The organism is Neptunomonas marina (genome assembly GCF_004005935.1).
GTDB lineage: Bacteria > Pseudomonadota > Gammaproteobacteria > Pseudomonadales > Balneatricaceae > Neptunomonas > Neptunomonas marina.
On sequence record NZ_SACQ01000005.1, the window covers coordinates 261076 to 285370 of the forward strand.

A 24295-nucleotide genomic window follows, 5' to 3' on the forward strand; every position below is an offset into this window, starting at 1 on the left:
TAGGGCGGCTTGCAGGTTATTTCATATCGTACTTTTCTAACATGCTATAGAGGGTTGGGCGCGTAATACCTAGCATCTTAGCCGCTTCGGAAATGCTGGCGTTCGTGTGATTAAGCGCGCGTCTAATCGCTTTCTTCTCTGCTTCCTCGCGAATTTGCTTCAGGTTAAGTGGCGGCGCTTCCTCGTCGGAGTCGATATTAAGCTCAAGATCTTCCAGAGTAATCATGTTGCCATCTGCCATGATAACCGCTCTTTTAATGCGGCTTTCGATTTCCCGAACATTACCTGGCCATGAGTAGGCTTCAATAGCTGCAATTGCGTTCGAGTCAAAGCCCTTGATAACTTTTTTATACTCTTGGCAAAAGCGGGTTAGGAAAGCTTTGGCCAACAGGAGTGGATCACCATCACGATCCTTCAACGCAGGAATGTTGATAGTGATTTCGCTTATCCGATAGTACAAATCCTCTCGGAAGCGGCCCTCTTCGATATGCTTAGTTATATCTTGGTGCGTCGCGCACACAATGCGCACATCGATAGGGATCTCTTTACGCCCGCCAACGCGCTCGATGACCCGTTCTTGCAAGAAACGGAGCAGCTTTGCCTGTAGCTCGAACGGTAGATCGCCTATCTCGTCTAGAAACAGGGTGCCGCCGTTTGCCATTTCGATCTTGCCAATCGTTTGTTTTGTCGCGCCGGTAAATGCACCTTTTTCGTGACCAAACAGTTCACTTTCGAGCAAGTTATCTGGGATCGCGGCGCAGTTGATGGCGATCATTTTTTCATTGGCGCGAGGGCTCATGTTGTGAATGGCTTGGGCAAATACCTCTTTACCCGTACCACTTGCACCCAGTAGTAGCGTAGTAATGTCGGATGGCGCCACTTTTTCGACTGTGCGACAAACCTTGAGCATTGCATCGCTAGCTGCGATAACGCCGTCAAGAGGCATTGTTTGTGACCCTTTGTGAAGCTTCTTATTCTCAAGCTCCAGCTCGTAAACTCGGTAAGCCCTTTCAACCATTAAGGTCAGAATTTCGGGGTCAGCCGGTTTTTGGTAGAAGTCGTAAGCGCCTTGAGCGATCGCTTTAACCGCATTACCGCGATCATTATCTCCTGTTACGACGATAACTTTGCATTCGGGAATCAGCGAAAGAACCTCAGAAAGGGTTGCAAAGCCCTCGGTAACCCCGCCTGGGTCCGGAGGAAGCCCAAGGTCTAACAGCACAACGCCCGGCTGTACTCTGCGCACCGCTGCGATAGCGTCGGAGCGATTCGCACAGATGGTTACGTCAAAGCCGTCAAAGCACCAACGAAGCTGGCTTTGTAAGCCCTCATCATCTTCAACAATTAGGAGGTTTCTATTCATTCCTTCTTCCTGTTGGAATAGTTAACTTGGTTGTTCTGCCAAGGGGAGCGTAACTGTAAAGGATGAGCCTGCTCCAGGTTGGCTTATTACGGAGATTTCACCGCCTAATGTGCGAACGACCTCTCTACTTTCAAATACACCGATACCCATACCGGTTAACCCTTTGGTTGAGTCAAACGGTTTAAATAAGCGGCTAGCGATAAACTCTTCACTCATCCCTGAACCTGTGTCAGTAATGATGATATTTGCCCTGTTCTCATCAGTCTCTAGTGTGACGGATATTGAGCCCGAGTCGGGCGTTGCCTCTTGAGCATTTTGAATTAGGTGGCCAAATACATTGGCTAGTTGATCGCTGTCGGCCACTATAATACAGCTTTCGTTAACATTAGCTGATAGCAGGGGGAGAGGGCGTAAGCGATTGTATTTCGCGCATATGTTTTCTAAAAATTGCTGCAGACTAATGGTCTCTGGAGAGGAACCTCGCATACCATTTCGCATCTGCTCCATCAGGCGTGTCATGCGATCAACGGAGTTTCGAACAGTTAAAATCACGTCGTCAACGAATTCTGGCTTGTGCTTATGCTTCTCTGCGTTAGCAACAATGAGAGACTGTTGTGCCAATATGTTCTTCAGGTCGTGGACAATATAGGCAGAGAGTCGATTAAAAGCTTCGAATTGGCGCGCTTGTAGCAGCGCTAGGTTCGCTTGGTGTTGCTCTAGCAAGCTAGCGGCCTGTTTGCCCGCGATTTTGAGTAGGTCACGATCTTCCCAGTTAATAGATGCCTTTAGATCCGAGTAGTTGATGATCACAAATCCGCTCGGTGTGGTATCAAACAGAAGCGGTACAATAAGCCACGCTCTAGGATTTTGGGTGATGCTTTCGGGAAGATATAGGTTGTCGTATAGCCCCGGTGTTTCGTTATATTCTTTAATATCGACGACCCAGCCAGTGCGAGCAAGAAAGCCGATTAGCGAATTAAATTCGGTACCTGTGCTTTTGGTAATGGGCGTGTTAATAGAAGCGATGCACTTGAAAGTGTCATCTTCTGATTTGCTCCATATCGATGCTCCGTCACTGTTGACTAGGGCGCTTAATGCTAAACATATCCGTTCTGGCGCTTCATGCGAGGTATCTGACAGGCTGTGCGTGAAACGCTGCCACTCCTCGCGGTAGTCGTATTTGTAGCTGAAAAAATGCTTACTCAAAATAACGCGAATGTTCGCGCGTATGCGGTCAGAAAACAGCAGTGTAAATAAAAGTGCTCCGGCGCCGCATAGGAATACAATCTGCAGGACGCCTCCCCAGCTACCCCCATAGTAGCGGATGAAGTAACCTGCCGCTGACATGAGAACTAGATAGATCCCGGCCCCTGTCAATGCCGCAGTGTGAAAGACGACTTTACGTGAAACTTGGATGCTTTTGTCCCAGCCCGACATGCGGGTTATCGAGACAGTTATCAACGGGACGGCTATTGCATTCACAACACCTCTGGCAACCCATAATTGTTGATCTAGCTTGCGGAACAGCAGGGCGTCGGCATACATAAAAAAATCGAATGCAAAAATACACCCCGCACCTAAGCACAGATGCTTGAGTGCCCAGCGTTGCTGGTTGTCGAGGTTTCTATAAGTCTGCTCAACTAGCGTTAGTCCGATGATCGATATCGAAATCCATGCTATGAGCGGTAAGTCATGATTCAGCGTCAGGATGCTTAACTGTGTAGGTAACAGGTGGCCTGGGCCTAAAATAGAAAAAGCAATGAGTGCTGCAACAGCAGCGATGCCTTTTTTCGAGTTCGTGAGTTTGAAGATGACTCCGCCTTCAGAATTGAGCTGCCCCAGTTTGGCTAATTTTAGTAGGAAGAAGCACCAGGCAAAATCGCGTATAATTTCAGTCAGTGGCAGAAGTATAGGGGCTGAGAGGTAGCGCAAATAGAATAGGGTGACGGTCGCGCTCCACAAAGTTGAGCATACGGCAGCAATTTTAAGGCTAATATGCGTTTGGTTTCTTCGCGCACTGAAAATGAGTAGCGCACTAAGGGCGAAAAAAAATACCAGTGCTGATAAATAACTATATAGCCCTATACTGTTTAGCATAATTATTTTCTCTGATCGGTGTGGGCTCTATATTAACCCTGAATGGGGTTTCGTATTAACCGATATGCCCATTTGTTGTAATAAAAACAGGATAATATTGTAAATCAAAAGGCCAGCTGCTAGCGTTGCCGAGCCTTTGATTACTGGAAAGGTGATTGATATTAATGTCTGCTTTTAGCGAATTAAAAGACCGGCTGGCGACCAGCCAGAGTACGTGGCTGATCACAGGAGTGGCGGGTTTTATAGGCTCTCACCTACTGGAGGAGTTGTTGCGTCTGGACCAGCGAGTAGTGGGTCTTGATAATTTCTCAACTGGACATCAGAGAAACCTGGATGAGGTTGAGCAGCTGGTGGGCTCCAAATGGAGTAATTTTCGTTTTATTAAAGGCGATATTAGAGACCTAAATGACTGCTCCGAAGCATGTCGCGGCGTTGATTACGTTCTGCATCAGGCAGCACTTGGAAGTGTGCCACGGTCGTTGGAGAACCCGATACTGACTCATGAGTCGAATATCAACGGTTTTCTTAACATGTTGGTCGCTGCGCGCGATAATCAGGTTAAGCGGTTCGTTTATGCAGCTTCCTCATCCACGTATGGCGATCATCCAGCACTTCCCAAGCAAGAAGATATAATTGGTAATCCGTTGTCGCCTTATGCTGTGACAAAGTATGTCAATGAACTTTATGCAGCTGTCTTTGCGCGTAGCTATGGTCTTGAGTCAATGGGGCTGCGTTACTTCAATGTATTTGGCCCAAGACAGGACCCTAATGGCGCTTACGCTGCCGTTATTCCCAAATGGAGTGATGCTCTTATTGAAAAAAGAGCGTGTCGCATTAACGGCGATGGTGAAACCTCGAGAGATTTTTGTTTCGTCAAAAATGCGGTTCAAGCCAACCTATTGGCAGCAATGACGCAATCCGAGGCCGCTATCAATCAGGTATACAATGTGGCTGTAGGGGATAGAACCACCCTTAATGAGCTGCACAGCGTTTTAAAGAGTTTACTCGCGGAGTTTGACGAAAGTATTGCTTCAGCTGAGCCAGATTACGGTGAGTTCAGGGCAGGCGATGTTCGCCACTCTCAAGCAGATATCAGCAAAGCTCGGCAGCTTTTAGGTTACGAACCAGAGTTTCGTATTAATGAAGGATTAAAAGAGACTGTTGTATGGTACGACGCAAATAGCGTCAAATAACCAGACTAAGCGCTCTTTCGAATCATAAGTTCAGGAATTGAAATGGAAAAAATTGCAGTTGTAGGTCTTGGATACGTAGGACTTCCGTTGGCGGTAGCGTTCGGTAAGCAGATTAAGACGATTGGTTTTGATCTGGATGAGAATAAGCTGCAGAACTATAGAAACGGTGTAGATCCAAGCGGTGAAGTAGAACCTGAAGGTCTAGCGGCTGCTACTGGGTTGGAGTACACGAGTGACCCTGCAAGACTACAAGAAGCGGAGATCATCGTCGTTGCGGTACCTACGCCGATCGATCAGGCTCGACGCCCAGACTTGTCTCCATTAGAGGGTGCGTGTCGTACGGTTGCTCAGAACCTTAAGCCTGGCACGATTGTTGTTTTCGAGTCGACTGTATATCCGGGCTGTACTGAAGAGGTATGCGTACCTATTCTTGAACAAGTGTCAGGCCTTCCGTGGTCAGGTGGTGAGGGTAAGCCTGATGGTGGCTTTTTCGTAGGCTACTCACCAGAGCGAATTAACCCGGGTGACAAAGTTAACCGCCTGGAAACGATTGTGAAAATCGTATCAGGAGATACTGCTGATACGCTGGATACTGTTGCTGCTTTGTACGAGAAAGTTGTGGAAGTCGGAGTTCACCGAGCTGCAACGGTGAAAGTGGCTGAAGCTGCGAAAGTTATTGAGAACACTCAACGAGATCTCAACATCGCGCTTATGAATGAGCTGTCACTGATTTTCCATAAGCTCAATATTGACACCTTGGATGTGCTTGAGGCTGCAGGTACTAAATGGAATTTCTTGCCGTTCCGCCCTGGTTTGGTTGGCGGGCACTGTATTGGCGTTGACCCGTACTACCTCACATACAAAGCGGAAGCGGAAGGACATCACCCACAGGTTATCTTGGCCGGCCGTCAAACTAACGATGGTATGGGTAAGTATGTTGCTGAGCAGACCGTTAAAGGACTTATTCGTGGCGGTAAGAATGTTAATGGTGCGAAAGTTGCTGTTCTGGGCTTGACGTTTAAAGAGGATTGCCCTGACCTGCGTAACTCACGCGTTGAAGATATCATTGCTGAGTTAAACTCTTATAGTTGCAACGTATGCGTGCACGATCCTATCGCAGAGCGTGAAGAAGCAATGGAAGAGTATGGTGTAGCGTTGTCTGAGTGGTCTGATTTAGCGGGCGCTGAAGCAGTGATTGTTGCTGTTGCGCATAGTGAATACAAGGCTATGCCTACAGAGAAGATCAAAGAGATTTGTGCACCTGGTGCTGTTGTCATGGATGTTAAATCGCTTCTTGATCGTAGTGCCTTTGATGGTTCTGATCTGAAACTGTGGCGCTTGTAAATTTCTAAGACGTGTTGTCGGCTTTTTTTACAGCTGGCTCCATGGCGCTGGAAATGTGTTTTTAGGAGCCGAAAAAACCGATTTAAAATAGTAGGTTGGTTTTTTTGGCGTGTTTATTGCATTTTCCTAATTAAAAGTTGGATTAAGTCCTATCGGGATGGAAGGCATGAAAGATAACTCGAAACAAGTAGATGGTTCACACCACAATAGCCAATCTGTTGATAAGTCGCGTCGACGCCTATTTGGTGCAGGTGTGGCTGCGCCTGTGGTGTTGTCTTTAGCGAGCAGAAATGCTTGGGCTGGTCGGATGTGCTCCCCCTCCGCATTTAACTCAATGACGTTCTCATCCCATCACCCGGATGAAGCAGCTGTCTGTGCTCAGCCATCTGGTAGCTCTCCTGCTACATGGCTGCAATCTCAAACGTGGCCGTCCTCGTTTGAACGAGATTTGGTTGTACCTCACGGGGAAGATCCTGGGGTCTTTGCAGCAAGTAAAGGATATGGCCTAGGGTTTTATCAGGCGTCTAATGGTACGCATTATGTTAGAACGTCTTCTTTTGTTGGGGTGTTCAGTGCAGGCAGTCTGACGACTGCGTCCTTGATGGAAGTATTGTTAGAGGGGCTTGGCTCTCAGTCTGTGGGTGGGTATACAATGGAGCAACATGCAGTTGCTGCGTTACTTAACTCTGCTGCAGGTACAGCAGAGCCTGCAACTGACAAAGTTCGTATGATCTTCAAGGACTTACTCAGTCAGGGTTACTACACTGTAGGCATCAACCAAAATGTACCTTGGGTCGGCGGCGACTATTCAATGTCAGAATATTTTACAGTCTACGCGAATTAATCAGTAGTGCTGTATCGTCTGGGTTTGGATTTAGAGGCGTGCCGTGTGGCACGCTTCGATATGGATTACGTTATCCATAGACGTACAGATGATAGGCTGTTTGTCCTACCCCTATCATTATTCATGCTGGTGCAGGCTCTGCAGTCTACAGAGTCATTCTCGCATGAGGCCTTATGCGGCGAAGTTTTAGCACGGTCTCCTGGTGTTGATCCTGATGCTGTTTTCTCTGATTTGCTGCAGCACGGTGTTATCTCCCCTCTACTATGAAAATTTGTGACTTGGCAGGCGCGGATATTCGCAGTGCTCTAAAAAGTACTGGCCTGCAAATTCAAATAGGGCCTTTCTGGTTTTCTATTCGCTCAAAGTTGCCAGACGTTCATGAACACCTTACGAACCTCTACAGGTATGCAAATACTGACTCCCAGCCTCGTTTTATTGACTTTAGTATCGAGGTTGATCGTAAGAAAAGCTCTATTCGTGGATGGTTGAAGCCTGTTGCGGAGTTTACGTTCAACGGCAATGTTCCTTTTACCCCTTTACCCCTTGATCAATCTCCTGCGCTTTTAGAATGGGGTATTAATTGGTGCGTTTCTGCACATGCACATCAGTTTTTAATTTTGCATGCAGCTGTTGTGGAAAAGGATGGCAAAGCGCTGGTGATGCCCGCTCTTTCTGGTTCCGGGAAAAGCACACTTACTGCGGCATTGGTAAGTAAAGGTTGGCGTTTATTATCGGATGAACTTGCGCTGCTTTGTGTCGATAGTGGTCAAGTTTTTCCATTTACTAAGCCGATAAGTTTGAAGAACGCATCCATTGATGTCATTAAAGATTACTGGCTAGATGCTCGCTTCGGTAAAAGCTGTACCGATACGGTCAAAGGAACTGTCTCACACTTGTGTCCGCCTGATGCTAGCGTTGTGCGAACAAATGACTCGGCGACAGTAGCGGCATTTATTTTTCCAAAATTCCGGAGTGGCGCTGCTCCTTCTTTATCTTCAAGAGCAAAGTCGAGTGCGTACATGACGATTGTAGAGAATGCGTTCAATTACTACTTGTTGGGCGAACGAGGCTTTGAGTGCGCTAGTTACGTGTTGAACCACTCTGAAGCATTTGATCTCTCGTTCGGGGATTTGGATGATGCGATAGCGCTGGTTAGCCAGATATGGGGTGGTGAGTCGTTATGAGGTCTCCTCTTCGTCTATCGCAGCTTCTTGTCGGTCAGCTCAGTGCCGCTGATGTTCTTCCAGAGCAGTGGACTGAAGTGGTTGAGCAAGCACGAAGCGCGCAGGTATTGGGTATTCTGTGCAGCAGGCTTCGTGAGCGCGGCGAGTTTCAGTTAATCGATGTCTCTGTGCAGAAGCATTTACTCTCGTCGTGGCGTATTTTTGAAAAGTACCGTAGGGATGCGCAGTGGGAAGTAGAACATTTATGCGCGGCTCTTGAAAAAGAGGAAATCGTACCAGTTCTGCTCAAGGGGGCGGCTTATGTCGTAGAGGAGGAGAGCTTTGCGCTAGGCAGAACGTTTTCCGATATCGACCTGCTGGTGCCAAAATGCGATATCGAGCGCGTTGAGGAGTTGCTCAAGTGGCACGGCTGGCAAGGCACGCATCACAATGATTACGACCAGCGATACTATAGAGAGTGGATGCATGAGATCCCTCCTGTCGTGCATGTGAAACGGCAAACAGTCCTCGACATCCATCATACTATTTTACCGTTAACTGCACGCTACATGCCGCGTGCGGAGGAGCTTTTCTCCAGTGCTAGGCAGGGTAACGGTGGGTATCGTTTGCTGTCGCGCTACGATCAGGTACTGCATGCCGCTACGCACTTATTTACGGACAGTGAGTATAATCACGCCTATCGTGACTTGGTTGATATTGATGGTCTTCTGCGACTACTTATTGAGGTTGAAGATTGGAATGAGCTCTTTAATCGCGCGCAGCTTCATGATTTGTTAGAGCCTGTCTACTTTGCGATTTATCATGCTCAAGCCGAGTTTCTTACACCTGTTCCCGAGGGGGTGATAGAGCGTTTTTCTGCCGCTCTATCGATAGGGGGGATGCGGCGTAGATGGTTACATCGCTTATTCACTAAGGTCATCGTACCGCCTCACCCTAGCGCGTTGGAATCAGGGTATGCGCTAGCGGAGCGACTGCTGTTTGTGCGAGGGCATTATTTGAGGATGCCTAAGAGGCTTCTTTTTCAGCACCTTTTCTATAAAGCGTTTCTTGCCAAAGACGAAGCCTAGCCAATTGTGGCTGTTTACATCTCGGCAAGGGTTGTTCAAACTTTGCTAGACTGAATATTGTTGTTTGCAGCATATTTCAAACGGCAAGTCAGCTAGTGTTCTAATTTTATACGTATACTTCAGCGCTCGTTACGTTCGATTATTGGTTAGTGTACTCGGAGCGCCCGCTTTGAAAGTGGATGTGTTTTCCTGGTAGAGGTTTTTAGGTACTGCATTTATGTATGACGCTTATTATGGATTCACAGAAGAGCCGTTCCGTTTAAGCTCTGATCATCGCTTTTGTTTTGGTCATAAAAGCTTTTCTCGGGCGCAAGCTTATATGCAGTATGCATATGAGCGCGCGGAGGGCTTTGTGATGATTTCCGGGCAGCCAGGAACCGGAAAGACTACGTTGGTTAACGATCTAGTACACAGTCTTGCTTCCGCCCCAACAGTAAAAGTGGCGATGTTAGTGACCACACAAATGGAAGCTGATGACCTGATCCGCATGGTTTGTTACTCCTTTGGCCTGCGTGATGAGGCGCCAAGCAAGGCGGCATTGTTGCAGCGTTTATCCGATATGCTCAATGAAAACCACTCTGTTGGTGGTCGAGCGCTCCTGATTATTGATGAAGCGCAGGGACTATCTGCTCAAGGCTTGGAAGAACTTCGGTTGCTAACAAACCTGCAGCAAGAGAGTGTCCCCCTCTTGCAGATTTTCTTGCTAGGTCAGGAGGGCTTGCAAGAGCTGATGCATCAGCCAGAGATGGAGCAAGTTCAGCAGCGTTTGGTGGCTAGTTGCTTCCTAAAACCTTTGCAAGAGAAAGAGACGAAAGCATATATCTTACACCGCTTGAATGTTGTCGGTTGGCGAGGAAAGCCGCTGCTAAGCGAAGCGATCTTTCCGATCATTTTTAAGTGGAGCCAAGGCATCCCGCGACGAATTAACTTGATCTGCAGCCGCTTGTTTCTATTTGGCAGTATTGAAGAGTTATCACGTATCGGTGTTAAGCATGCAGAGTTGGTGATCTCTGAGTTGATAGAAGAGCAGTTGCTACCGCCAGGCCTTGAAATTGAGGGTGAGTTTGCGGTTCAAGACGTATTTGTAGACAGTGCTGCGCTATCGAAAGCGAACCAAGCGGTTGATGCGGGTGTTGATCAGAGCCATGCTCAGCAACAGCAACAGCAACAGCAACAGCAACAGCAACAGCAACAGCAACAGCAACAGCAACAGCAACAGCAACAGCAACAGCAACAGCAACAGCAACAGCAACAAGCAGCACCTGCTGACGAAGTGGGCTCGGCCGCTCCTGCCAGAGATTACGTTGATCGTTACGGAGATGAAAGCCGCTCGGTTAATGATAGTAGCTATGCGAAAAGTGATATCGGGCTCATGTTCTTTTCCGCGTGTGCTGTGGTGCTGGTGTTTGTTATCTCGTTATACCTTATTGATCCAGCAATGTTTATTGAGAAGCTGCGTCACCTCTCGGATCTATTACGTGGTTTCGTATCCCTAGACGTTTTCGATGACATGGTTGTGTAACTTGGTAGTAAAGAGTGTCTGGCTGGCAGTACTGCTATTCGTTTCGCTTCGTGTTGCAGCCGATAGTGTGGGTGAAATGTCGAGTATCGTTATCGATGCCGACTCAGGAGCGGTACTGTCTGAAGTAAAAGCTGACGTGCCTTGGTATCCTGCCTCTCTTACGAAACTGATGACGCTGTATGTTACCTTTCAATCGCTCGAGCGTGGCGATATTCGCCTATCCGATAAAATGCGAGTCAGTGGTAATGCTGCAAATCAGCCTCCGAAAAAGCTTGGTATTTCTATTGGCGATACATTGACAGTTGAACAGGCCATTAAAGCGGTTTCGACCATTTCCGCTAACGATGTTTCTGTTGCGCTGGCGGAGTTTGTTGCAGGCTCAGAAAAGCAGTTTGTTGGTCGGATGAATGCTCAAGCTAAAGCTATGCAAATGGATGAAACATTTTTTGTGAATCCACATGGTTGGCCTGACAAGGCGCAGTTAACGAGCGCTCGCGATATGGCGATTTTGGCGCGTCAGTTATTGGTGCGCTATCCCGATTATTACCACTATTTATCCTCTCCCAGTTTTTATTATGAGGGGCAGTCATACACCTCTCATAACCGTTTTGTTTTTAGCTATGACGGCGCTGATGGCATGAAAACAGGTTACACCTGTAGTTCTGGATATAATCTTGTGGCTTCTGCTGTTCGGGGCGGAGATAGACTTATTGGCGTAGTGATGGGCGCTGCTTCTCTAGATCAGCGCTACGAATATGCCGTTGAAGTCATGGATGCCGGATTTGAGAAGGGCGTGGATGCGCCTGGCCTGAGATTATTAAGCTGGCGCGGAAGCCGTGCGTTGTCGTTGAAGGCGCCACAGGTCAAGTTTGGTGGTGGATGTATCAACCTTTCTCAACAATAGTGATATTAGGATTTTTCAGTAGGTAGCCCTGCTTTCCACCAAGCGAGCATACCGCCTTGTAATTCGACTGCATTAATCCCTTGTTTGATAAGGCGGTCTGTAAGGGGTTTGCTACGATGCGCGCTCAAGCACACGCAGACGACTAGTTGATTTGGCTGTAATGATGCTTCATGCCAGTGTCCCGCCAGTACAGCATTGGGGATATGGCTCAGATTCCATTCTAGGCGGGTTCTCGCATCCAGCACGATAGGTGGAGTTGGTTCATCCGAGGTCAGCTTAGCTATAAGGTCTTTTGCGCTTATTGTGGGTATATCCTTGAAGAACATCTTTCGAGCCTATGGGCGCACGTATATATAGCCCTGTTGTTGTAGGTGCACTATCTCTGGAAGGCCTGCTTTTACGACATCCTCTTCCTCCACCTCATAAAGGTCGGAGTGAGTGATTTTATAACCATCTAGTGTGTTCCCGCAGATAATAAACTGAACATCGCTTAGCCTGAGTGAGTCTAGCGTAATCTGCTTGGCTTGATCGCTATTGGCATCTATGAAGTATTCGATGGCTTTACCATGGATAACGGCTTTGATATCAACATTGGCTTCACCGAGCGCTTGAATATGATTGGCCATATTGTTCATAGCTTCACTGATACGCCCTTGGTCGCCGTAGTTTATGTGATAGACCACTTGTTGTGGCTCATAAGGTGCCGCGTAAAGGTGTGTGGATAACGTGAGAGCAAGTGTTAGAAGGAGGCGGGCAAGGTTCACTTTAAACTCCTTATATAGACTGAAAATAAAAAAGGCCGACGTAATGTCAGCCTTCGTGTGAGATCGTAATCTCTTACTTCTTGCCTGCAACGTGAACGTCTACACGACGATCAGCACGCAAGCAGCGAATCAGTTCTGCACCACGGCCAGAACATTGAGCGATTGGAGCTGTTTCGCCCATGTAATCAACGTTCATTGATGCGCCAACACCTGCAGAGCGAAGCGCTGCTGCTACGTTTTCAGCACGGCGCTTAGAAAGTGCATCGTTGTATGCGCTTGAGCCGATTGGGTCAGCGTGACCTACTAGGCGGATTGTATTAACTTTTTGCAGGCCGTTTACGTAATCTACGATATTAGAAACGCTGTCTACCACTGCGCTGTCGAAATCGAAGAATACAGCAAATTTCTTGCTTACATCCATCATTTCTGGTGCTTTTGCTGGAGCTACAGGCGCAGGCTCAGCAGCCTTAGGAGCCATTTTTTTGTAGCCATCGCAACCTTCAACTGTTGCGTCTTCTTGTGACCAGAAGCCTGTGTGCCAGCAACCACCAAAACCTGTACGCCATACTGAATCTCCTGAGTCAGTGACGTAACCGCTGTTAGTTGGGTGAGCCATTGCTGTGGCTGACATACCCATCGTTAGAGCTAAACCTGCGGCCATAGCGAGCTTTTTCATATCAGTGTCCTTGTGAGTTGTGGGTTGTGCATTCTAATTAACTTTATGAATCATCCCCACTAGCCCTTTTATTGGACCTTTAATGGGTAATTCACTTTTTTAAGTTCTTATCATTTTACTTGGAGTCCATCAAGTATGGAACCGTTCCCCAAGACTTTTATAAGCAATTCTAGCTTACTATATTTACGGCAGTACTTTTTTATACGGCTTAACGGTGACTTTGGCATAAACACCGGCTTGAATGTACGGGTCGAGGTCAGCCCATGCTTGCGCATCGCTGAGTGAGTCGAATTCAGCCACGACCAAACTACCTGTAAAGCCTGCCTCGCCTGGGTCTTCGGTATCGATCGCAGGGTGTGGGCCTGCAATGAGCAGTCTACCAGCGTCCTTTAACTCAGTGAGTCGACCTAAATGAGCTGGGCGTGCGTCCATGCGCTGCTGTAAGGTTCCAGGCTTATCCTCGGCGATGATGGCATAAAACATAGCTACTGCTCCTGATCTTGGTTTGGCATGTGTTTAGACATATACAAACCTTGGATGATAATGAAAAGAATAGTTAGGCCGAGCATGCCGAACAGTTTGAAATCGACCCAAATATCTTCCGAGAAATTGTAGGCGACGAACAAGTTGATGGCGCCCATAAACAGGAAAAAAATAACCCAAGAGATATTTAGGGTGGACCATACATTTTTCGGAAGCTCGATATTAGCCCCCATAATGCGCTCAACAATCGTTTTTTGGCCAATAAACTGACTACCAAAAAAAGCCGCAGCAAATAGCCAATTCACGACGGTAGGCTTCCACTGGATAAAGGTCTTATCTTGGAAGAGAACCGTGGCTCCCCCCATAACCACCACCAGAATAAGCGTGACTAACTGCATCTTTTCTATGCGGTGCTCTTTCAGCCATGTGTAAAGCATTTGCGCTAGCGTCGCTGGGATCAGCACAGCCGTCGCGATAATAATATCCCCTGTGTATTTATAAACGCCAAAAAAGATTAGAATAGGGAGAAAGTCGAGAAGTAGCTTCATAATCGTATAACCAAGCCCAAAACGGCTAGTATATCGCCCAAACATTAGCGGATAAACCGTAGAGAGATAATGAGTTTTCATACGTTTGACTACCATACCCATACGACTGCCTCAGATGGGGCGCTAGCGCCCCATGCGCTGCTAGAGGTTGCTATGGAGGCAGGTGTACAACGCTTGGCCTTGACTGATCACGATACGGTTGATGGCTACCTCACGTTAGCCTCCTCTGAGCTTCCTGAGGGAGTTGAGCTAATTGCTGGTGTTGAGTGGACTTGTCTTCATATCAAGCAAGTGGTCCATGTTGTGGGGCTTGGGTTTGATGCTCACCACCCGATGATATCGGCGCATGTTGAGCTATTGGTTCGGCTGCGAGAAGAGCGTGCAGAGCGGATTGCTGTAAAGCTAGAGAAAGCCACAGGTTTAACAGGGCTGCTAGCAGAGGCAATGGCATTGTCTGGTGGCCAAGTAGGGCGGCCTCATTTTGCACAAGTGCTTGTTGATCGAGGTCTGGTTAGCGACGCAGGACAGGCGTTCAAGCGCTATTTAGGGGTTGGGAAGGTTGGTGATGTAAAAGTCGAGTGGCCTTCGTTAGAGACTGTGATAACACTTATCCAAGCAACCGGTGGTGTGGCTGTATTGGCGCACCCTACCAAATACCGCCTAACGCTGACCAAGGTGAGAGCCTTGGTTGCTGCTTTTGCTGAGCTTGGGGGGGATGCGATCGAAATTTCATACCCCGGTGTGACACTTGATCAGCAACGTTCATTGGGCTTTTTAGTCGATAAATATGACCTGTTGGTGTCGGCTGGCAGTGATTTCCATACACCGGCAAACCAGTGGAGTGCGGTAGGTTCTTTTCCGGTAATACCAGATGATATGCCCACTATCGAAAACGGTTTAATTAACACTTAGGTGATTTTGTGAGTCAGTTTTTTCAAATACATCCGGATAATCCACAGAAGCGGCTAATCAAGCAGGCTGTGGATATTATTAATAAAGGCGGTGTGGTGGTTTACCCGACTGACTGCGCTTATGCGCTGGGCTGTCATGTTGGTGATAAAGCGGCGTTAGATCGTATTAAGCGTATCCGTAAACTTGATGATAAACATAATTTTACGCTGGTATGTCGTGATCTGAGTGAAATATCTACCTACGCGAAAGTGGATAATCAGCAATACCGGGCGATTAAAGCCCACACGCCGGGCGCTTATACGTTTATTTTAAAAGCCACTAGCGAAGTCCCGCGTCGGTTGCTGCACCCAAAACGCCGAACTATCGGTATTAGAATTCCCGACAATGCGGTTGTTCAAGAGCTATTGGCGGAGTTAAGGGAGCCTATTATGAGCACTTCTCTTATTCTGCCGGGTGACGTAGACCCTCTAACAGACCCTTATGAAATAAGAGACCTTTTGCAGCATGAGGTAGATCTTGTGATTGATGGAGGGTATTGCGGGCTTGAAGCAACAAGCGTTATTAATTTTGTTGAAGATCAGCCCGAGGTTATTCGAAAAGGTGCTGGAGATATAACCCCATTTGAATAACGGATATGGTTTCCTTATTAATTTATGGGAACAAACTTGAATCTTGAGTTTTTTTAGCGATAATGCAGTTACTTTAATTTAGATAAATCGTTGGGCTCACTAATGACTGAATTCTTAAAAGTTTTAATGCGCAAAAATTCACTGCGTAAGCAGTGTCAGGATTTATCAATAGCGGATGTTGAAAAAGTCATCGCTGATTTAAATGAAATTCACGGCGAGAAAATTGCCGTCGAAGAGGAAAAGCAGCGAGTTGAACAAGAGAAAAACGAAAAGATCGATGCGATTCGTCGTACAATGCAGGAAGCCGGTCTGAGTTTTGATGATCTTCGCGATTTAGTGGCTGAAACGCCGAAAAAGAAGGTTGAAGCTAAATATCGTATTGAAGATGAGGAAGGTAATGTGCACGAGTGGTCTGGTCGAGGCCGCACGCCGCTCGCTTTCCAGCGTTATTTTGATAAGCATGGTGTCGATAAGGACGCATGTCGGATAAAATAACGGTTTGTTAATTATGTGAAAGGCCTCTCGGTTGTTTTGCTGAGGGGCCTTTTTGTTTTTAGGAAGCGTCAAATGTCTGATGAAAAGTTACAAAAAGTATTGGCGCGCTCTGGTTATGGCTCACGTCGTGAGATGGAGCGCTGGATAGAAGCGGGCAGAATTACCATTAATGGTGCCCGTGCAACACTCGGTGATCGTGTTTCCAAGCGAGATCAGGTGACAGTCGATGGAAAGGCTGTTGAACTTATATCTGAAGCGGAAAGTCCGCGTCGCGTATTGATTTATAACAAGCCGCTAGGTGAGGTTTCTACGCGTCATGACCCTGAGGGGCGGCCAACCGTCTACGACCATCTACCGCCGCTGCGTCAAGGTCGTTGGATCGCTATTGGTCGTTTGGATATCAACACCAGTGGTTTGCTTGTTTTTACGACGGACGGTGAGCTTGCGAATCGTATGATGCATCCGTCTGCAAATATCGATCGAGAGTATGCTGTGCGTGTGTTAGGAGATGTGACAGATCAAACGTTACAAACCCTGACTGAAGGTGTGTTACTGGAAGACGGTATGGCACGCTTCACGGATGTACAGTTTTTCGATGGCGAAGGTGCGAACAAGTGGTACCACTGTGTTGTTATGGAAGGGCGAAATCGAGAAGTGCGTCGCCTTTGGGAATCTCAGGGCTTGCAGGTCAGTCGTCTTAAGCGCGTTCGTTATGGTTCGTTGTTTTTGCCGAGCGACGTAAAGATCGGAACGTGGAAAGAGCTCACCAATAAAGAAATTAAAGAGCTGTCGAATATGATGGGGCTGGATAAGAAAAAGCCTGTTCGTATGAAACCTGCTGAAAAAGCTAAGTATGAGCGCAGACAGAAGAACCAAAAAATAAGGCAGTCTGTTGGGCCAAAGCATCGTAGTGAATAAAAAAGCGCGGTTTAAACCGCGCTTTTTTATGTCTGGTTGTTTTGTGATTGGTTATCTTTTGCTCTGTGCATCAAGGGATTTGCCATTGATCTCTGCGCTTTCATCGCCCATCAGATAGAGATAAACCGGCATGATCTCAGCAGGTGCTGCAACGGTCTCCGGGTTTTCCGCTGGGTAGGCGTAAGCGCGCATTTGTGTGCGTGTGGCGCCTGGATTAATGCAGTTAGCTCGAATATTCGATGTGTTCTCAAGTTCATCGGCAAGCACTTGCATCATCCCCTCGGTCGCGAATTTCGATACGCTATATGCACCCCAGTAGGCGCGACCTGTTCTGCCCACGCCAGATGAAGTGAAGATAATCGATGCGCGCTCTGAGCGGTGCAGCAGTGGAAGTAGGTTCTGTGTCAAAATAAAGGGTGCATTTACGTTGACCTGCATGACTTGGTTCCAAGTAATTGGGTCATAATTCTCGAGCGATGTGCGCATGCCGAGTACGCTTGCATTGTGCAAAATACCATCAATACGACCAAACTCTTGCTCTAAAATATTGGTGAGGTCGATATAGTCGTGCTCGGTGGCTGTCTCAAGGTTTAAAGGCACGATAGCGGGCTGCGGCGCGCCAGATGCTTCTATCTCATCGTAAACGGCTTCTAGCTTCTCGGTAGTTTTGCCCACTAAAATGACCGTAGCGCCGTGGGCGGCGTAGGTGAGTGCGGCAGCACGGCCAATGCCATCGCCAGCACCCGTTACTAAAATAATTTTGTCTTGCAGCAGGTTGTCGGGAGCTTGATATTCAAACATGGCTTGTCCTCTTAAAGTGCCGCTATGGAAAAGTGGTTCTCAAGTGCAGGTAATATGTCTTGGATACGATTGGCTGTTGTATCTGCTTGCCATTGGGTGGTGTCATCGGCTTCACCTATATAGCCCCACAATGCGGCTATCGTGAACATACCAGCCCTATTGCCTGCGGTAATATCTCGTTGGTGGTCGCCGACATAGATGCATGTATCTGGCTCTGTGCTGAGTATGTCGGCGGCCAGTAATAAAGCGTCGGGTGCCGGTTTGCTGTGGGTAACATCCTCGGGGCAAACGAGGCAATCGCAGCGCTCGAGCAAATCAAAGTGCGCTAGTATGGGTTGCGTGAAGTGGCGCGGCTTATTCGTGATAATGCCCCAAGGTGTGCCTTGCTCTTCAAAGTGTCTCAGTATGACTTCAACACCCTGATAAAGCTCGCTCTTTGCAGTAGGTGCTTGGTGGTAGCGCTCTAAAAACTCTGCTTTTAATGGTGCAGTGTCACTTAATTTCGGGAACGCGTGAGCCACCATCGCTGCAGCGCCCTCAGAAACTGTGGGTTTCAGCTCGTGATAGCTGATAGGTGGCATCTGTCGCTCAGCACGCATGGTATTTAAAATAAACAGAAAGTCTTGTGCTGAATCGAGCAGAGTTCCATCTAAATCAAACAGCGCTGCGCCAAGGGTTTTCATCCTAAATTACTCTGGTTTATGAACGGCAATCATATAGTTCACGTCGACGTCATCTGGCGCAAGGCGGTACTGCTGCGTGAGCGGGTTGTAGGTCATCCCGGAGATATCATCAATCTCAAGCCCGCTTGCGCGAATCCAACCGGCCAGCTCAGCGGGTTGAATGAACTTGTTGAAGTCGTGGGTTCCCTGTGGCACCAGCTTGAGCAAGCGCTCTGCACCCAAAATGGCAAATAGGTAGCTTTTGGGGTTGCGGTTTAAGGTTGAGAAAAATGCAGTGCCGCCGGGTTTGAGCATGGCTGCGCAAGCGGCAACAATGGAGGATGGATCGGGTACGTGCTCGAGCATTTCCATGCAAGTAACCACATCAAAGGCTTCCGGATGCTGCTCTGCCATCTCTTCAGCGGTTGTTTGCTGGTAGTTTACCGAAACACCGCTTTCCAGGCCGTGCAATTTCGCTACTTTTAATGGCGCTGCGCCCATATCAATGCCGGTGACATCTGCGCCGCGTTGGGCCATGGATTCCGCCAGAATGCCGCCGCCACAGCCGACGTCAATGGTGCGCTTGCCTGCGAGTGCTGCGAAGCGGTCAATGTAGCCAACGCGAAGAGGATTAATATCGTGTAGGGGCTTAAATTCGCTATTGCGGTCCCACCACCGGCTGGCTAATTCTTCAAACTTGGCAATCTCGGCAGCGTCTACGTTAGGTGCTTGCATACTTATCACTAAATTCTTGGTTACTCTTGCGCCCATTCTAACATCGACGCTTTAGTGAGGGCAGAAAAGAATTAGCAGTTAGCGTGATTTCAATTAGAAGTTGAAATAGGTAAGTGCTGTTTTAGTAAGTTGATTTTGTTGCAGTATCACGGCGTCAGATATGTCGATAGTGTAATTTTATGGTACAATCTCGCGGTTAAAAATGGCCTCTGTTTATCCGGCGGCCGGATAGATAGACCAACCAAGGAAAGCTGATACCTATGGGTGATTTAGCCAAAGAGATTCTACCGGTAAATATCGAAGATGAGATGAAACAGTCTTATCTCGATTATGCAATGAGTGTCATTGTCGGGCGTGCCTTGCCTGACGTTCGAGATGGTTTGAAACCTGTGCATCGTCGCGTCCTATTTGCGATGAATGAACTCGGGAACGACTGGAACAAGCCTTACAAAAAGTCGGCGCGTGTCGTCGGTGATGTAATAGGTAAATACCACCCCCACGGTGACAGTGCGGTCTATGACACTATTGTGCGAATGGCACAGAACTTCTCCATGCGTTACACGCTGGTGGATGGTCAAGGTAACTTCGGTTCCGTTGATGGCGACTCAGCGGCTGCGATGCGTTACACCGAAATTCGCATGGAGAAAATCTCTCATGAGCTGCTCTCCGATTTAGATAAAGAGACTGTCGACTACGTGCCAAACTATGATGGCACAGAGCAGATTCCTGACGTTTTACCAACACGTGTGCCCAACCTTTTGGTCAATGGCTCATCTGGTATTGCGGTAGGGATGGCGACCAATATTCCGCCACATAACCTGCGCGAAGTGATCAACGGCTGTTTAGCATTAATCGATGATCCCGCGATGGATATTGATGGCTTGATGGAACACATTCCAGGCCCTGACTTTCCAACAGGTGCCATTATTAATGGCCGTGCTGGGATCTTGCAGGCCTATCGTACCGGGCGCGGACGTATCTACATTCGCTCGCGTCACCACATCGAAGAGGACGAGCGCGGTAAAGCGTCGATCGTTGTCACCGAGATCCCTTATCAGCTGAACAAAGCGCGCTTGATTGAGAAGATCGCTGAGCTGGTCAAAGAGAAAAAGCTAGAGGGCATCACTGAACTTCGCGATGAGTCTGACAAAGACGGTATGCGTATCGTTATTGAGCTGCGTCGCGGTGAGATGCCTGATGTGGTTGCCAATAACTTGTTCGCGCAAACACAGATGGAAGGTGTGTTTGGGATCAACGTGGTTGCGCTTGTCGATGGCCAACCAAAAATTCTGAACCTAAAAGAGCTGCTTGAAAACTTTATTCGCCATCGCCGCGAAGTTGTCACACGCCGTACGGTTTATCTGCTGCGCAAAGCCCGTGAGCGCGGCCACGTGCTTGAAGGCCTTGCTATCGCGCTGGCGAATATTGACGAAGTCATTGAACTGATCAAGCAGTCTCCGACACCGGCTGAAGCCAAAGAGCGTCTGGTGGAAACGGCGTGGGCGCCGGGCTCTGTGACCGGTATGTTGGAGCGTGCAGGTGAAGGTGCTTGTCGACCTGACGGTCTAGAGGATCATTTTGGTCTAGTTGATGGCAAGTACCACTTGTCTCCCGTGCAAGCACAAGCGATTTTGGATCTGCGTTTACACCGCCTAACAGGCCTTGAGCACGAAAAACTCATCGCTGAGTATCAGGAGCTGCTGGATCGCATCGCTGAGCTATTAGAAATTTTGGGTTCATACGAGCGCTTGATGGAAGTAATCCGTGAAGAGCTAGTGGCGATTCAAGCTGAGTATGGTGATGATCGCCGTACAGAAATTATTGCGTCTAAGCGTGATTTAACAGTTGCTGATCTCATCACTGAAGAGGATATGGTTGTCACTATATCTCATGGTGGCTATGCGAAAACGCAACCGTTAACGGACTACCAAGCCCAGCGCCGAGGCGGAAAAGGTAAATCAGCGACTGCAGTTAAAGATGAAGACTTTGTCGAGCATCTATTAATTGCCAGCACTCATGACACCATTCTGTGCTTTAGCAACCGTGGCAAAGTTTACTGGTTAAAAGTGTACGAAATTCCTGTCGCTAGCCGTACGGCTCGTGGTCGCCCTATCGTCAATATCTTGCCGTTAGAAGAAGGCGAACGTATCTCTACGATTCTGCCGGTGAAAGAGTACAGCGAAGACCGCTATGTATTTATGGCAACTTCTAGCGGTGTTGTTAAGAAGACATCGCTGGCTAACTTCTCCCGCCCTCGTACAAGCGGCTTGATCGCTGTTGACTTGCTTGAGAACGATGCTCTTATCGGAGCTGCGATCACCGAAGGCGATGACGATATTCTGCTGGTAACAAGTACGGGTAAAGCGGCGCGCTTCCACGAAGGTGAAGTACGTGCCATGGGTCGTACAGCACGCGGTGTCCGCGGCGTTAAGATGAAAGATGATGCGCGTGTTATCTCGCTAATCATTCCCAAAGAGGGCGGTCGTGTGTTGACTGCATCTGAGCGCGGTTATGGTAAGCAAACCCTTGTGGAAGACTTCCCGTGTAAAGGCCGCGGTAACCAAGGTGTTATTGGTATGCAGTGCACAGAGCGCAATGGCCAATTGGCCGGTGCTGTGCAGGTCTTTGATGGCGACGATATGATGCTGATCAGTGACCAAGGCACCATGGTGCGTACGCGTACTTCTGAAATCTCAGTGCTGGGCCGCAACACTCAAGGTGTTCGTCTGATTCGCGTTGCGGATGATGAAAACTTGGTGGGGTTAGCGCGGATTGAGGAGCCAGAAGAGCCCGAGGATGAGGCTTTGACGGATGCTGATGAGGTGCAAGAAGACGCACCGCAAGCTGACAATTAAGTCATGTAAAGTGCGGCTCAGGCCGCACTTTATGTTTTAGGTATAGATAACGTTAAGAGATTGAGATATGGCACGTAAATTTAACTTCAGTGCAGGGCCTGCCGCACTACCTGAAGCCGTTCTTGCGCAAGCGCAAGAGGAACTATTGGACTGGCATGGCAACGGCTTATCTATTATGGAGATGAGTCACCGAAGTGATGAATTCGTCTCGGTTGCCTCGCAAGCTGAGCAAGATCTGCGTGACCTACTCTCGATCCCGGATAACTATAAAGTTCTATTCCTTCAAGGTGGTGCTACAAGTCAGTTCTCATTTCTGCCGCTGAACTTATTGGGTGATCGCAATAGTGCGGATTACATCAATACCGGCGTGTGGTCCAAGAAAGCTATCGCTGAAGCACAGCGCTACTGCCAAGTGAATATTGCCGCAACAACAGAGTCTGAGCGCTTCTTCTGTGCCCCTGAGCAGGCGCAACTGCAGCTAGACCCCAATGCAGCTTATGTTCACTACACCTCGAATGAAACCATTGGTGGAGTGGAGTTTGATTACATTCCGCAAACGGGTGATGTCCCGTTGGTGGTGGATATGTCCTCTAACATTCTTTCCAGCGCGCTTGATGTCTCTAAGTTTGGTGTGATCTATGCCGGTGCGCAGAAGAATATCGGTCCTGCTGGGTTAACTGTCGTAATCATTCGTGATGATCTGCTTGGTAAAGCGCAAGCCATGACGCCAACCATGATGAACTATGCAGTCCATGCGAAAGCTGACTCAATGAATAATACGCCTCCTACCTTTGGCTGGTACTTGGCGGGGTTGGTTTTCCAATGGTTGAAACAGCAAGGTGGCGTGGAAGCGATGGCGCAAACCAACGCGCGTAAAGCCAGCAAACTCTATGCTGCGATCGATAGTAGTGATTTTTATGCCAACCCTGTTGCGCTGCGCAACCGTTCTCGTATGAATGTGCCGTTTACACTCGCGGATGCTGCGCTTGATAGTGTCTTTTTAGAGGAGTCAAAGGCTGCAGGTTTGCTGAACTTGGAAGGACATCGTTCCGTGGGTGGGATGCGTGCCAGCATCTATAACGCTGTACCAGAAGCGGCAGTGGATGCATTGGTTCAGTTCATGGCAGAGTTTGAGCGCCGCCACGGCTAGGAGCAAGTATGACGACCAAACAGGAAGAGGCGTTGGGTGAGCTGCGCCAGCAGATCGATAGTATTGATAAGCAGATTCATCAGTTGCTTAACCAGCGCGCTCGTTGTGCTCAAGGTGTGGCTGAAGTAAAGCAAGAGTTTCAGGGTGAAGAGGATGCTGTTTTTTATCGTCCTGAGCGCGAAGCGCAAGTATTAAGACGCGTGATGGAGCGGAACGAGGGGCCGCTGCCCGACAAAGAGGTGGCGCGGCTTTTCCGTGAAATTATGTCGGTCTGTCTAGCGTTAGAGCAGCCGATGCGCGTGGCGTTTTTAGGCCCTGAAGGGACGTTTACGCATCAAGCGGCGTTGAAGCACTTCGGTGGTTCTGCTGTTAGTGCACCGTTAACCTCCTTGGATCAAGTCTTTCGTGAAGTTGAGGCCGGTGCTGCACACTATGGCGTGGTACCGATCGAGAACTCCACCGAAGGTATGGCGACCCATACTCTCGACCTGTTTAAGCGTTTTAACTTGCAGATCTGTGGTGAACTAGAGCTGCCGATTCATCATCAGCTACTGGCGCAAGCGGGTACCGAAAGCAGCGATGTTAAAACGATTTATGCCCATCAGGAGTCGTTTGCCCAGTGCAGTAACTGGCTTGAGCAACACTACCCGCAGGCTGCCAAGATTACCGTTAACTCTAACGCTGAAGGCGCTCGTATCGCCGCTGGTGAACAGGGGGCTGCGGCGATTGCTGGTGACATTGCTGCCGATTTGTACAAGTTGGAAGCTCTGGCGCGCAATATCGAAGACCTCCCTGACAACACAACTCGGTTTTTGATTTTAGGCAATCAGGATGTGGGTGTAAGCGGCAAAGACAAAACGTCGATCTTGTTATGTGCTCACGATAAACCCGGCGCGCTTTACTCGTTACTAGAACCGTTTCATCGCCATGGTATCAGTCTTACACGTATTGAAACCCGTCCGGGCAATGGCACTGGGTGGAGCTATATGTTTTACATCGACTTTGAAGGCCATGCCGAGGAGCCCGGTGTGCAAGAGGTGTTAAAGGAGCTTGAAGCCGGTTCTGTTGAGTTAAAACTTCTGGGCTCGTATCCACAGGCTGTGCTGTAAAGAGAAACGTGATGTCGTCTTTTAGCATCTGTGGTAAGCG

The 24295-nt window shown here is 48.3% G+C and carries 24 protein-coding genes; 14 read left to right on the plus strand and 10 right to left on the minus strand.

Annotation, left to right across the window (positions count from 1 at the left end):
* Positions 1-16 precede the first annotated feature (16 nt).
* Both prsR and prsK read right to left on the minus strand, forming a co-directional pair.
* Positions 17-1363 (minus strand): PEP-CTERM-box response regulator transcription factor, encoded by a 1347-nt coding sequence (gene prsR / locus EOE65_RS12265; protein ID WP_127694604.1) that lies wholly within the window; start codon positions 1361-1363, stop codon positions 17-19.
* 21 nt (positions 1364-1384) lie between these two features.
* Positions 1385-3460 (minus strand): XrtA/PEP-CTERM system histidine kinase PrsK, encoded by a 2076-nt coding sequence (prsK, locus tag EOE65_RS12270; RefSeq protein WP_127694605.1) that lies wholly within the window; start codon positions 3458-3460, stop codon positions 1385-1387.
* A gap of 164 nt (positions 3461-3624) precedes the next feature.
* On the opposite strand from prsK, the gene EOE65_RS12275 reads away from it, so the two are divergent.
* The 7 genes from EOE65_RS12275 (at position 3625) to EOE65_RS12305 (ending at position 11518) form a co-directional block, all read left to right on the plus strand.
* Positions 3625-4653 carry an SDR family oxidoreductase gene (locus tag EOE65_RS12275; protein ID WP_127694606.1) on the plus strand — a complete coding sequence of 343 codons (1029 nt, stop codon included), beginning with the start codon at positions 3625-3627 and terminating at the stop codon, positions 4651-4653.
* 42 nt (positions 4654-4695) lie between these two features.
* On the plus strand, positions 4696-5997 hold the full coding sequence (locus tag EOE65_RS12280; protein ID WP_127694607.1) for a nucleotide sugar dehydrogenase: 1302 nt from the start codon (positions 4696-4698) through the stop codon (positions 5995-5997).
* A 166-nt stretch (positions 5998-6163) separates the two neighbouring features.
* The gene (locus tag EOE65_RS12285) at positions 6164-6841 is read left to right on the plus strand and encodes a hypothetical protein (protein WP_127694608.1); all 678 of its coding nucleotides are present in this window, start codon (positions 6164-6166) and stop codon (positions 6839-6841) included.
* A 263-nt stretch (positions 6842-7104) separates the two neighbouring features.
* Complete coding sequence (locus EOE65_RS12290) at positions 7105-8025, plus strand: HprK-related kinase A (RefSeq protein ID WP_127694609.1); 921 nt, start codon at positions 7105-7107, stop codon at positions 8023-8025.
* A complete protein-coding gene (locus tag EOE65_RS12295) occupies positions 8022-9092 on the plus strand; it encodes a nucleotidyltransferase domain-containing protein (RefSeq protein ID WP_127694610.1) in 1071 nt (356 codons plus the stop codon). The genes EOE65_RS12290 and EOE65_RS12295 overlap by 4 nt, the downstream gene beginning before the upstream one ends.
* A 217-nt stretch (positions 9093-9309) precedes the next feature.
* Positions 9310-10614: an ExeA family protein gene (locus tag EOE65_RS12300; RefSeq protein ID WP_127694611.1), complete on the plus strand. Its 1305-nt coding sequence runs from the start codon at positions 9310-9312 to the stop codon at positions 10612-10614.
* Positions 10598-11518, plus strand: coding sequence for a D-alanyl-D-alanine carboxypeptidase family protein (locus EOE65_RS12305; protein ID WP_127694612.1), 921 nt, complete (start codon positions 10598-10600; stop codon positions 11516-11518). The genes EOE65_RS12300 and EOE65_RS12305 overlap by 17 nt, the downstream gene beginning before the upstream one ends.
* 5 nt (positions 11519-11523) lie before the next feature.
* Here EOE65_RS12305 and EOE65_RS12310 read toward each other — a convergent pair whose 3' ends face one another.
* The 5 genes from EOE65_RS12310 to EOE65_RS12330 all read right to left on the minus strand — a co-directional run bounded on the left by EOE65_RS12310 (position 11524) and on the right by EOE65_RS12330 (position 13989).
* Complete coding sequence (locus tag EOE65_RS12310; RefSeq protein WP_127694613.1) at positions 11524-11844, minus strand: rhodanese-like domain-containing protein; 321 nt, start codon at positions 11842-11844, stop codon at positions 11524-11526.
* Between the two features lie 9 nt (positions 11845-11853).
* A complete protein-coding gene (locus EOE65_RS12315) occupies positions 11854-12282 on the minus strand; it encodes a DsrE family protein (protein WP_127694614.1) in 429 nt (142 codons plus the stop codon).
* A 73-nt stretch (positions 12283-12355) separates the two neighbouring features.
* Complete coding sequence (locus EOE65_RS18350; RefSeq protein WP_127694615.1) at positions 12356-12958, minus strand: OmpA family protein; 603 nt, start codon at positions 12956-12958, stop codon at positions 12356-12358.
* 183 nt (positions 12959-13141) lie between these two features.
* Positions 13142-13441, minus strand: coding sequence for a YciI family protein (locus EOE65_RS12325; protein ID WP_127694616.1), 300 nt, complete (start codon positions 13439-13441; stop codon positions 13142-13144).
* Positions 13442-13443: 2 nt separating this feature from the next.
* Entirely contained in the window at positions 13444-13989 is a 546-nt protein-coding gene (locus tag EOE65_RS12330; protein WP_127694617.1) for a septation protein A, read from the minus strand.
* Between the two features lie 69 nt (positions 13990-14058).
* Between EOE65_RS12330 and EOE65_RS12335 the strand changes: the two genes are divergently transcribed.
* From EOE65_RS12335 to rluB, 4 genes are all read left to right on the plus strand, one after another.
* Complete coding sequence (locus tag EOE65_RS12335; RefSeq protein WP_127694618.1) at positions 14059-14901, plus strand: PHP domain-containing protein; 843 nt, start codon at positions 14059-14061, stop codon at positions 14899-14901.
* A gap of 8 nt (positions 14902-14909) precedes the next feature.
* Positions 14910-15530, plus strand: a complete 621-nt coding sequence (locus EOE65_RS12340; RefSeq protein WP_127694619.1) for an L-threonylcarbamoyladenylate synthase — start codon at positions 14910-14912, stop codon at positions 15528-15530.
* Between the two features lie 102 nt (positions 15531-15632).
* Positions 15633-16025: an H-NS histone family protein gene (locus tag EOE65_RS12345; RefSeq protein WP_127694620.1), complete on the plus strand. Its 393-nt coding sequence runs from the start codon at positions 15633-15635 to the stop codon at positions 16023-16025.
* 72 nt (positions 16026-16097) lie between these two features.
* Complete coding sequence (rluB, locus tag EOE65_RS12350; protein ID WP_127694621.1) at positions 16098-16943, plus strand: 23S rRNA pseudouridine(2605) synthase RluB; 846 nt, start codon at positions 16098-16100, stop codon at positions 16941-16943.
* A 51-nt stretch (positions 16944-16994) separates the two neighbouring features.
* Here rluB and EOE65_RS12355 read toward each other — a convergent pair whose 3' ends face one another.
* The 3 genes from EOE65_RS12355 to ubiG are packed head-to-tail and all read right to left on the minus strand — an operon-like array spanning position 16995 to position 19141.
* Entirely contained in the window at positions 16995-17744 is a 750-nt protein-coding gene (locus tag EOE65_RS12355) for a YciK family oxidoreductase (RefSeq protein WP_127694622.1), read from the minus strand.
* An 11-nt stretch (positions 17745-17755) separates the two neighbouring features.
* Positions 17756-18427: an HAD family hydrolase gene (locus EOE65_RS12360; protein ID WP_127694623.1), complete on the minus strand. Its 672-nt coding sequence runs from the start codon at positions 18425-18427 to the stop codon at positions 17756-17758.
* Between the two features lie 6 nt (positions 18428-18433).
* Positions 18434-19141: a bifunctional 2-polyprenyl-6-hydroxyphenol methylase/3-demethylubiquinol 3-O-methyltransferase UbiG gene (gene ubiG / locus EOE65_RS12365; RefSeq protein WP_127694624.1), complete on the minus strand. Its 708-nt coding sequence runs from the start codon at positions 19139-19141 to the stop codon at positions 18434-18436.
* A gap of 260 nt (positions 19142-19401) precedes the next feature.
* Here ubiG and gyrA point away from each other — a divergent pair, with 260 nt between their 5' ends.
* From gyrA to pheA, 3 genes are all read left to right on the plus strand, one after another.
* Positions 19402-21996, plus strand: coding sequence for a DNA gyrase subunit A (gene gyrA / locus EOE65_RS12370; protein WP_127694625.1), 2595 nt, complete (start codon positions 19402-19404; stop codon positions 21994-21996).
* Positions 21997-22063: 67 nt separating this feature from the next.
* The gene (gene serC / locus EOE65_RS12375) at positions 22064-23146 is read left to right on the plus strand and encodes a 3-phosphoserine/phosphohydroxythreonine transaminase (RefSeq protein WP_127694626.1); all 1083 of its coding nucleotides are present in this window, start codon (positions 22064-22066) and stop codon (positions 23144-23146) included.
* An 8-nt stretch (positions 23147-23154) separates the two neighbouring features.
* Positions 23155-24255 (plus strand): prephenate dehydratase, encoded by a 1101-nt coding sequence (pheA, locus tag EOE65_RS12380; protein WP_127694627.1) that lies wholly within the window; start codon positions 23155-23157, stop codon positions 24253-24255.
* Positions 24256-24295: the final 40 nt, after the last annotated feature.

Excerpts from the sequence above, each read along its gene's own strand:
- EOE65_RS12360 (WP_127694623.1), bottom strand. The coding sequence starts at position 18,427 with ATGAAAACCCTTGGCGCAGCGCTGTTTGATTTAGATGGAACTCTGCTC.
- EOE65_RS12330 (WP_127694617.1), bottom strand. The coding sequence starts at position 13,989 with ATGAAGCTACTTCTCGACTTTCTCCCTATTCTAATCTTTTTTGGCGTT.
- EOE65_RS18350 (WP_127694615.1), bottom strand. The coding sequence starts at position 12,958 with ATGAAAAAGCTCGCTATGGCCGCAGGTTTAGCTCTAACGATGGGTATG.
- EOE65_RS12295 (WP_127694610.1), top strand. The coding sequence starts at position 8,022 with ATGAGGTCTCCTCTTCGTCTATCGCAGCTTCTTGTCGGTCAGCTCAGT.
- EOE65_RS12335 (WP_127694618.1), top strand. The coding sequence starts at position 14,059 with ATGAGTTTTCATACGTTTGACTACCATACCCATACGACTGCCTCAGAT.
- prsR (WP_127694604.1), bottom strand. The coding sequence starts at position 1,363 with ATGAATAGAAACCTCCTAATTGTTGAAGATGATGAGGGCTTACAAAGC.
- pheA (WP_127694627.1), top strand. The coding sequence starts at position 23,155 with ATGACGACCAAACAGGAAGAGGCGTTGGGTGAGCTGCGCCAGCAGATC.
- gyrA (WP_127694625.1), top strand. The coding sequence starts at position 19,402 with ATGGGTGATTTAGCCAAAGAGATTCTACCGGTAAATATCGAAGATGAG.
- EOE65_RS12285 (WP_127694608.1), top strand. The coding sequence starts at position 6,164 with ATGAAAGATAACTCGAAACAAGTAGATGGTTCACACCACAATAGCCAA.
- EOE65_RS12290 (WP_127694609.1), top strand. The coding sequence starts at position 7,105 with ATGAAAATTTGTGACTTGGCAGGCGCGGATATTCGCAGTGCTCTAAAA.
- rluB (WP_127694621.1), top strand. The coding sequence starts at position 16,098 with ATGTCTGATGAAAAGTTACAAAAAGTATTGGCGCGCTCTGGTTATGGC.
- EOE65_RS12300 (WP_127694611.1), top strand. The coding sequence starts at position 9,310 with ATGTATGACGCTTATTATGGATTCACAGAAGAGCCGTTCCGTTTAAGC.
- prsK (WP_127694605.1), bottom strand. The coding sequence starts at position 3,460 with ATGCTAAACAGTATAGGGCTATATAGTTATTTATCAGCACTGGTATTT.
- EOE65_RS12275 (WP_127694606.1), top strand. The coding sequence starts at position 3,625 with ATGTCTGCTTTTAGCGAATTAAAAGACCGGCTGGCGACCAGCCAGAGT.
- EOE65_RS12310 (WP_127694613.1), bottom strand. The coding sequence starts at position 11,844 with ATGTTCTTCAAGGATATACCCACAATAAGCGCAAAAGACCTTATAGCT.
- EOE65_RS12325 (WP_127694616.1), bottom strand. The coding sequence starts at position 13,441 with ATGTTTTATGCCATCATCGCCGAGGATAAGCCTGGAACCTTACAGCAG.
- EOE65_RS12355 (WP_127694622.1), bottom strand. The coding sequence starts at position 17,744 with ATGTTTGAATATCAAGCTCCCGACAACCTGCTGCAAGACAAAATTATT.
- EOE65_RS12305 (WP_127694612.1), top strand. The coding sequence starts at position 10,598 with ATGACATGGTTGTGTAACTTGGTAGTAAAGAGTGTCTGGCTGGCAGTA.
- serC (WP_127694626.1), top strand. The coding sequence starts at position 22,064 with ATGGCACGTAAATTTAACTTCAGTGCAGGGCCTGCCGCACTACCTGAA.
- EOE65_RS12345 (WP_127694620.1), top strand. The coding sequence starts at position 15,633 with ATGACTGAATTCTTAAAAGTTTTAATGCGCAAAAATTCACTGCGTAAG.
- EOE65_RS12280 (WP_127694607.1), top strand. The coding sequence starts at position 4,696 with ATGGAAAAAATTGCAGTTGTAGGTCTTGGATACGTAGGACTTCCGTTG.
- ubiG (WP_127694624.1), bottom strand. The coding sequence starts at position 19,141 with ATGCAAGCACCTAACGTAGACGCTGCCGAGATTGCCAAGTTTGAAGAA.